Genomic DNA, 7,015 nt, shown 5'->3' with positions numbered 1-7,015 from the left:
CGCTTGAAAAAGCTGCCGACTCCTGCGTCCGCCGGTTTCCGCGGCGGCCTTCGCTGCCCTGACGTCTGAGACATCGAACTGCGAAGGGGGCGAATCTTAGCGCCCCCGCCGGCACTGTGCAAGGGGGTGGCGAAAATAATTTCGATCGCCGTTCCCGGCGATCGAATCTCCCAGCCAATTACTTGTTCTTGAACGCGGGCTTGCGCTTCTCGACGAAGGCCGCCATCCCTTCCTTCTGATCTTCCGAAGCGAAGAGCGAATGGAACAGGCGGCGCTCGAAGTGCACGCCTTCAGCCAGCGTCGTCTCGTAAGCGCGATTCACGGACTCCTTCGCCATCATCACGGCGGGCAACGAGAATTCGCAGATGGTCGCCGCCGCGGCCAGCGTTTCGTTCAGCAGCTCTGCCGCGGGAATCACCCGCGACACGAGGCCGGCGCGCTCCGCCTCTTCCGCGCCCATCATCCGCGCGGTCAGGCACAGGTCCATCGCCTTCGCTTTCGACACCGCGCGCGGCAGACGCTGCGTGCCGCCCGCACCCGGAATCACGCCCAGCTTGATCTCGGGCTGGCCGAACTTCGCCGTATCGGCGGCGAAGATCATGTCGCACATCATGGCCAATTCGCAGCCACCACCGAGCGCGAAGCCCGCGACCGCCGCGATGATCGGCTTGCGAATCGAGCGGATCGTTTCCCAGTTGCGCGTGATGTAGTCGCCTTTGTACACATCCATGAAGGTGTAGCTCGCCATCATCCCGATGTCGGCGCCCGCGGCGAACGCCTTTTCGCTACCGGTGATGACGATCGCACCAACGCCCTCATCGGCGTCGAACGCCTTGAGTGCCGCGCCCAGTTCGTCCATGAGCGCATCGTTTAGCGCGTTGAGCGCCTTTGGCCGGTTCAGCGCGATCAGTCCGACCTTGCCACGCGTCTCGACCAGGATGTTTTCGTACCCCATAACTCCTCCTTCCATCAAAAGAAAGTCCCCAAAAAAAATTTTTTACGCCGAACTTTGACTAATGCTAACATTGGCCAACCAACCGGTCGGTCAATTAATTGGCACGGGCCCCGTCCAACCTCTCAATCAACGTTGAGCCATGACACATTCGCTGTTTGCCAAGCATGAGGGCGCGCTTCAAAAAGCGCTTGCCGCCATCGAGACCCGCGGCTACTGGAGCCCGTTCGCCGAAATGCCCAGCCCCAAAGTGTACGGGGAAACCGCTAGCGCAGATGGCGAAGCCGCGTTCAAGGCCCACCTGGATCGCGCCTTCGAACTGGACCAGCCGTCGACGGGCGAAACCGCCGGCAGCGAGGCCTCGCCGTTCGGCTTCGCGCTCGGCGCGCGCTATCCGAAATCGACGCCCGACCAGTTGATCGAAGCCGCGCAGCAGGCTCAGCGCGACTGGCGCGCCGCCGGCCCGCAGGCGTGGGCAGGCGTGAGCCTCGAGATCCTCGAGCGTCTGAACCGCGCGAGCTTCGAGATCGCCTTCAGCGTGATGCACACGACCGGCCAGGCGTTCATGATGGCCTTCCAGGCCGGCGGCCCGCACGCGCAGGACCGCGCGCTCGAAGCCGTCACCTACGCCTACGACCAGCTGCGCCGCATTCCCGCCGACGCGCACTGGGAAAAGCCGCAGGGCAAGAACCCGCCCCTCGCGATGCAAAAGCGCTTCACCATCGTGCCGCGCGGCACCGGCCTCGTGCTCGGCTGCTGCACGTTCCCGACCTGGAACGGCTACCCCGGCCTTTTCGCCGATCTGGCGACGGGCAACACGGTCATCGTCAAGCCGCACCCGGGTGCGATCCTGCCGCTCGCGATCACCGTGCGCATTGCGCGCGACGTGCTGCGCGAAGCCGGCTTCGATCCGAACGTCGTGACGCTGCTCGCCACCGACCCCAACGACGGCGCACTCGTGCAGCAGCTCGCACTGCGCCCCGAGATCAAGCTGATCGACTTCACGGGCAGCACGCAAAACGGCGACTGGCTCGAGCGCAATGCGCATCAGGCGCAGGTCTACACGGAAAAGGCCGGCGTGAACCAGATCGTGATCGACTCGGCGGACGACCTGAAGGCCGTCGCCCGCAACATCGCGTTCTCGCTCTCCCTTTACTCGGGCCAGATGTGCACGGCCCCGCAGAACATCTATGTGCCGCGCGACGGCATCCGCACCGCTGAAGGCCAGGCGAGCTTCGAGGCCGTCGCCCAGGCGATTGCCGGCGCCGTGCAGAAGTTCGTCGCCGATCCGGCGCGCGCCGTCGAAGTGCTCGGCGCGATCCAGAACGAAGGCGTGACGGCTCGCATCGACGAAGCCCGCAAGCTCGGCACCGTGCTCGCCGACAGCCAGACGCTCGAACACCCGCAGTTCGCCGGCGCACGCGTGCGCACGCCGCTCGTGCTTTCGCTCGACGCAGCCCGCGACGCCGCCCAGTTCACGCGCGAATGGTTCGGCCCGATCTCGTTCGTGATCGCCACGGATTCGACTGCGCAATCGCTCAAGCTGGCCGGCGAGACCGCACGCGACCACGGCGCGCTCACGCTTTCCGTCTACAGCACGGACGACGCCGTGATCGAAGCCGCGCACGAAGCCGCCATCACCGGTGGCGTGGCGCTCTCGATCAACCTCACGGGCGGCGTGTTCGTGAACCAGTCGGCTGCATTCTCGGACTTCCACGGCACCGGCGCGAACCCCGCGGCGAACGCCGCGCTCGCCGACGCCGCCTTTGTCGCGAACCGCTTCCGCGTGGTTCAGAGCCGCGTTCACGTCGAACCGAAAGCGGCCCCGGCCGTCGCCAGCTGATCGGCCCACACCGCTCAGCCAAATGGCGCCCGATTGTCCATCCCTCTAGCATGCAAGGCGTGAGCGCACTTCTGCGCTCGCGCCCCCAGGAATCCGAGATGACCGAAGCCTATATCTGCGACGCGATTCGCACCCCGTTCGGCCGCTACGGCGGCGCCCTCAAGGACGTCCGCGCGGACGACCTCGCCGCGGTGCCGATCCGCGCGCTCGTCGAGCGCAATCCCGGCGTGGACTGGAGCGCGCTCGACGACGTGCTCTACGGCTGCGCCAACCAGGCCGGCGAAGACAACCGCAACGTCGCGCGCATGGCCGCGCTGCTCGCGGGCCTGCCGACCGACGCGCCGGGCGGCACGCTCAACCGCCTGTGCGGTTCGGGCCTCGACGCCGTCGGCAGCGCGGCGCGCGCGATCAAGGCGGGCGAAGCGCGCCTCATGATCGCGGGCGGCGTGGAAAGCATGACGCGCGCGCCGTTCGTCATGGGCAAGGCGGCTTCGGCATTTTCGCGTGAAGCGGCCATCTACGACACGACCATCGGCTGGCGTTTCGTCAACAAGCTGATGAAGCAGCAATACGGTGTCGATTCGATGCCGGAGACGGCCGAAAACGTCGCGGAAGAATTCAGCATCAATCGCGCGGATCAGGACGCGTTCGCGCTGCGCAGCCAGCAGAAAGCGGCCCGCGCGCAGAAGGACGGCACGCTCGCGCAGGAAATCGTCGCGGTCGAGATCGCGCAAAAGAAGGGTGACCCCGTGCGCGTGTCGCTCGACGAGCACCCGCGCGAGACTTCGCTCGAATCGCTCGGCAAGCTCAAGGGCGTCGTGAAGCCGGACGGCACGGTCACGGCGGGCAACGCCTCGGGCGTCAACGACGGCGCCTGCGCCCTGCTGCTCGCCAACGAGGAGGCCGCCAAACAGTTTGGCCTGCGTCGCCGCGCGCGCGTGCTGGGCATGGCGACCGCCGGCGTGGCGCCGCGCATCATGGGCATCGGCCCGGCGCCCGCTACGCAAAAGCTGCTCAAGCAACTCGGCATGACGCTGGATCAGTTCGACGTGATCGAACTCAATGAGGCGTTCGCCTCGCAAGGTCTCGCCGTGCTGCGCGCACTCGGCGTTGCCGACGACGATCCGCGCGTGAACCCGAATGGCGGCGCGATTGCGTTGGGCCACCCGCTCGGCGCTTCGGGCGCACGTCTCGTCACGACGGCGCTCCATCAGCTCGAGCGCACGAACGGACGCTTCGCACTTTGTACGATGTGCATCGGCGTCGGCCAGGGCATCGCCCTCGCGATCGAACGCATCGAGGCATAACGCGCGCAGTATCGACCGGCCGCCGGGCGATACGTTCGGCGGTCTCAGGCAGCTTTGCATGGGACCAGAGTAAGCGCTGAAGCGCTAACTCTGGTCGACAAGGAGACAACCGATGCCCTACGATGCGATCCGCGTCGAAATCGACGCATCCACCCGCGTGGCTACGATCACGCTGAACCGCCCGGACAAGCTCAACAGCTTCACGCGCGCCATGCACCGCGAGCTCGTCGCCGCGCTCGACGAGGTCGCCGCAGCCGGCGCGCGCGCCCTTGTGCTGACGGGCGCGGGCCGCGGCTTCTGCGCGGGCCAGGATCTCGCCGATCTCGACTTCACGCCGGGCGCGATGACCGATCTCGGCGACCTCATCGATGAGCATTTCAATCCGCTGATCAAGCGTCTGCAGGCGCTGCCGATGCCCGTGATCGCCGCCGTCAACGGCACCGCGGCCGGCGCGGGCGCCAATCTCGCCCTCGCCTGCGACCTCGTGCTCGCCGCACGCTCGGCAAGCTTCATCCAGGCGTTCGTGAAGATCGGCCTCGTGCCCGATTCCGGCGGCACGTGGTTCCTGCCCAAACGCGTGGGCATGGCGCGCGCGCTCGGACTCGCCATGACCGGCGAAAAGCTCAGCGCGGAAAAGGCGGAAAGCTGGGGCGTCGTCTGGCAAGTGACCGACGACGCGGATCTCGCGCAAACGGCCGGCGCGCTCGCCGCACGCCTCGCGCAGCAACCCACGCGCGCCCTCGTCGCCACGCGCGAGGCGCTGCGCGCATCGGCCACGAACACGCTCGACCAGCAACTCGATCTCGAACGCGACCTGCAGCGCGAACTCGGCGCGTCGCACGACTACGCAGAAGGCGTGCAAGCCTTCATCGAAAAACGCGCACCGCACTTCGAGGGCCGCTGAGATGTCCACGCAAGTCTCGCAACTGCCAGAGGACGACAGCCTGTCGCCCGACGAACTCGCTCGCGCGGCCGCGCAGGCGATGTACGAAGCCGACGGCTGCACGCGCGCGCTCGGCATGGAGCTCCTCGAAGTGCGCGCCGGCTACGCGCGCCTCTCCATGGCCGTGCGGCCCGAGTTCCTCAACGGCCATCAGACCTGCCACGGCGGGATGATTTTCTCGCTCGCGGATTCGGCGTTCGCCTTCGCGTGCAATTCGTACAACATCAACACCGTCGCGGCCGGCTGCTCGATCGAGTTCCTGCGTCCGGTCCTGCGCGACGAGGTGTTGACCGCCGAAGCCGTCGAACAGGTGCTATCGGGACGCAACGGGGTCTACGACATCCGCGTGACGAACCGGGCAGGCGAAACCGTCGCGCTTTTCCGAGGCAAGTCCGCGCAGATTCGCGGCAATGTCATTCCAGTCGCAACGTGAAGCGGGTTTCCCCCTCTCGATTCCCTACGCGTCACGAGTAAAGTTCTTAAGATCCAGGAGACACCCATGAGTACCACGCTGCCGCTCGAACCCATCGAAAAGGCGAGCCGCGACGAGCTTGCTGCGCTGCAGCTCGAGCGCCTGAAATGGTCGCTGAACCACGCTTACGAGAATTCGCCGGTCTATCGCCGCAAATTCGACGAAGCCGGGGTGCATCCGTCCCAGGTGCAGTCGCTCGCCGATCTCGCGCGCTTCCCGTTCACCACGAAGAAGGATCTGCGCGACAACTATCCGTTCGGCATGTTCGCGGTGCCGCAAGACCAGATTTCGCGTATCCATGCGTCGTCGGGCACGACGGGCAAGCCGACCGTGGTGGCCTACACGGCACGCGACATCGACACCTGGGCGAACCTCGTCGCGCGTTCGGTGCGCGCTGCCGGCGCGAAGCGCGGCGACAAGGTGCACATCAGCTACGGCTACGGACTCTTTACGGGCGGCCTTGGCGCGCACTACGGCGCGGAACGTGCGGGTCTCACCGTCATTCCGTTCGGCGGCGGCCAGACCGAGAAGCAGGTCCAGCTGATCCAGGACTTCCGCCCCGACATCATCATGGTCACGCCGAGCTACATGCTCGCGATCGCCGACGAAATGGAGCGCCAGGGCATCGACCCCGCCACCTGTTCGCTGCGCATCGGCATCTTCGGCGCGGAGCCGTGGACCAACGACATGCGCCGGGCCATCGAGCAGCGCATGGGCATCACGGCCGTCGACATCTACGGTCTTTCGGAAGTGATGGGCCCGGGCGTCGCCTCGGAATGCGCGGAGACGAAAGACGGCCCAACGATCTGGGAAGACCACTTCTACCCCGAGATCATCGACCCGGAAACCGGCGAAGTGCTGCCCGACGGCGAACTGGGCGAGCTTGTCTTCACCTCGCTCACGAAGGAAGCGCTGCCCATCGTCCGTTACCGCACGCGCGACCTCACGCGTCTGTTGCCCGGTACGGCGCGCACCATGCGCCGCATGGAAAAGATCACGGGCCGCTCGGACGACATGTTGATCATCCGCGGCGTGAACGTGTTCCCCACGCAGATCGAGGAACTGCTGCTCAAGCAGCCGGCGCTCGCACCGCACTATCAGATCATCCTGACGAAGGAAGGTCCGATGGACGTGATGTCGCTCAACTGCGAACCGTGCCCGGAAACCGCGCCCGACTACGGCGCGCTCGACGCGGCCAGCAAGGCGCTCGCTTACGACATCAAGGCGCTGATCGGCGTGACGTGCAAGGTGAACGTGCTCGAAGTGAACGGCATCGAGCGCTCGGTGGGCAAGGCCCGGCGAGTCATCGACAAGCGGCCGAAGTAAGCGCGGCTCGCGACGCGCAGTAAAAGAAAAAGCCGGCAAACGCCGTAATGCCGTTCAGTTAAGGTCCCGTTTCAGGTTCCGAACGGTGTAGCGGAAAGGTCTGGACTTGACGGCCCGGGCGCAAGAGCGCCCGGGCCGTTTTTTGTTGGCAAGCTGCTTGAGCCGTTCGCGC

6 protein-coding genes are annotated in these 7,015 nt (G+C 66.1%); 5 read left to right on the top strand and 1 reads right to left on the bottom strand.

The features are described 5' to 3' along the window. Positions 1-178 precede the first annotated feature (178 nt). Complete coding sequence (locus AB4Y40_RS42460) at positions 179-955, bottom strand: enoyl-CoA hydratase (RefSeq protein ID WP_368692951.1); 777 nt, start codon at positions 953-955, stop codon at positions 179-181. Positions 956-1,094: 139 nt separating this feature from the next. Here AB4Y40_RS42460 and paaN point away from each other — a divergent pair, with 139 nt between their 5' ends. From paaN to paaK, 5 genes are all read left to right on the top strand, one after another. After that, positions 1,095-2,795, top strand: coding sequence for a phenylacetic acid degradation protein PaaN (paaN, locus tag AB4Y40_RS42455; RefSeq protein WP_368692950.1), 1,701 nt, complete (start codon positions 1,095-1,097; stop codon positions 2,793-2,795). Between the two features lie 98 nt (positions 2,796-2,893). Beyond that, positions 2,894-4,102 (top strand): 3-oxoadipyl-CoA thiolase, encoded by a 1,209-nt coding sequence (gene pcaF / locus AB4Y40_RS42450; protein ID WP_368692949.1) that lies wholly within the window; start codon positions 2,894-2,896, stop codon positions 4,100-4,102. A 112-nt stretch (positions 4,103-4,214) separates the two neighbouring features. Continuing rightward, positions 4,215-5,006, top strand: a complete 792-nt coding sequence (gene paaG / locus AB4Y40_RS42445) for a 2-(1,2-epoxy-1,2-dihydrophenyl)acetyl-CoA isomerase PaaG (RefSeq protein ID WP_368692948.1) — start codon at positions 4,215-4,217, stop codon at positions 5,004-5,006. A gap of 1 nt (position 5,007) precedes the next feature. Beyond that, positions 5,008-5,478 carry a hydroxyphenylacetyl-CoA thioesterase PaaI gene (gene paaI, locus AB4Y40_RS42440; RefSeq protein WP_368692947.1) on the top strand — a complete coding sequence of 157 codons (471 nt, stop codon included), beginning with the start codon at positions 5,008-5,010 and terminating at the stop codon, positions 5,476-5,478. A gap of 66 nt (positions 5,479-5,544) precedes the next feature. Further along, entirely contained in the window at positions 5,545-6,843 is a 1,299-nt protein-coding gene (gene paaK / locus AB4Y40_RS42435; protein ID WP_368692946.1) for a phenylacetate--CoA ligase PaaK, read from the top strand. Positions 6,844-7,015: the final 172 nt, after the last annotated feature.

It is taken from the genome of Paraburkholderia sp. EG287B, assembly GCF_040965595.1.
Lineage (GTDB): Bacteria > Pseudomonadota > Gammaproteobacteria > Burkholderiales > Burkholderiaceae > Paraburkholderia.
This window is presented reverse-complemented; position numbering and strand designations above follow the sequence as displayed.

What these genes read in the sequence shown, in the direction of transcription:
- paaG (WP_368692948.1), top strand. Translation starts at nt 4,215, where the DNA reads ATGCCCTACGATGCGATCCGCGTCGAAATCGACGCATCCACCCGCGTG.
- pcaF (WP_368692949.1), top strand. Translation starts at nt 2,894, where the DNA reads ATGACCGAAGCCTATATCTGCGACGCGATTCGCACCCCGTTCGGCCGC.
- paaK (WP_368692946.1), top strand. Translation starts at nt 5,545, where the DNA reads ATGAGTACCACGCTGCCGCTCGAACCCATCGAAAAGGCGAGCCGCGAC.
- AB4Y40_RS42460 (WP_368692951.1), bottom strand. Translation starts at nt 955, where the DNA reads ATGGGGTACGAAAACATCCTGGTCGAGACGCGTGGCAAGGTCGGACTG.
- paaN (WP_368692950.1), top strand. Translation starts at nt 1,095, where the DNA reads ATGACACATTCGCTGTTTGCCAAGCATGAGGGCGCGCTTCAAAAAGCG.
- paaI (WP_368692947.1), top strand. Translation starts at nt 5,008, where the DNA reads ATGTCCACGCAAGTCTCGCAACTGCCAGAGGACGACAGCCTGTCGCCC.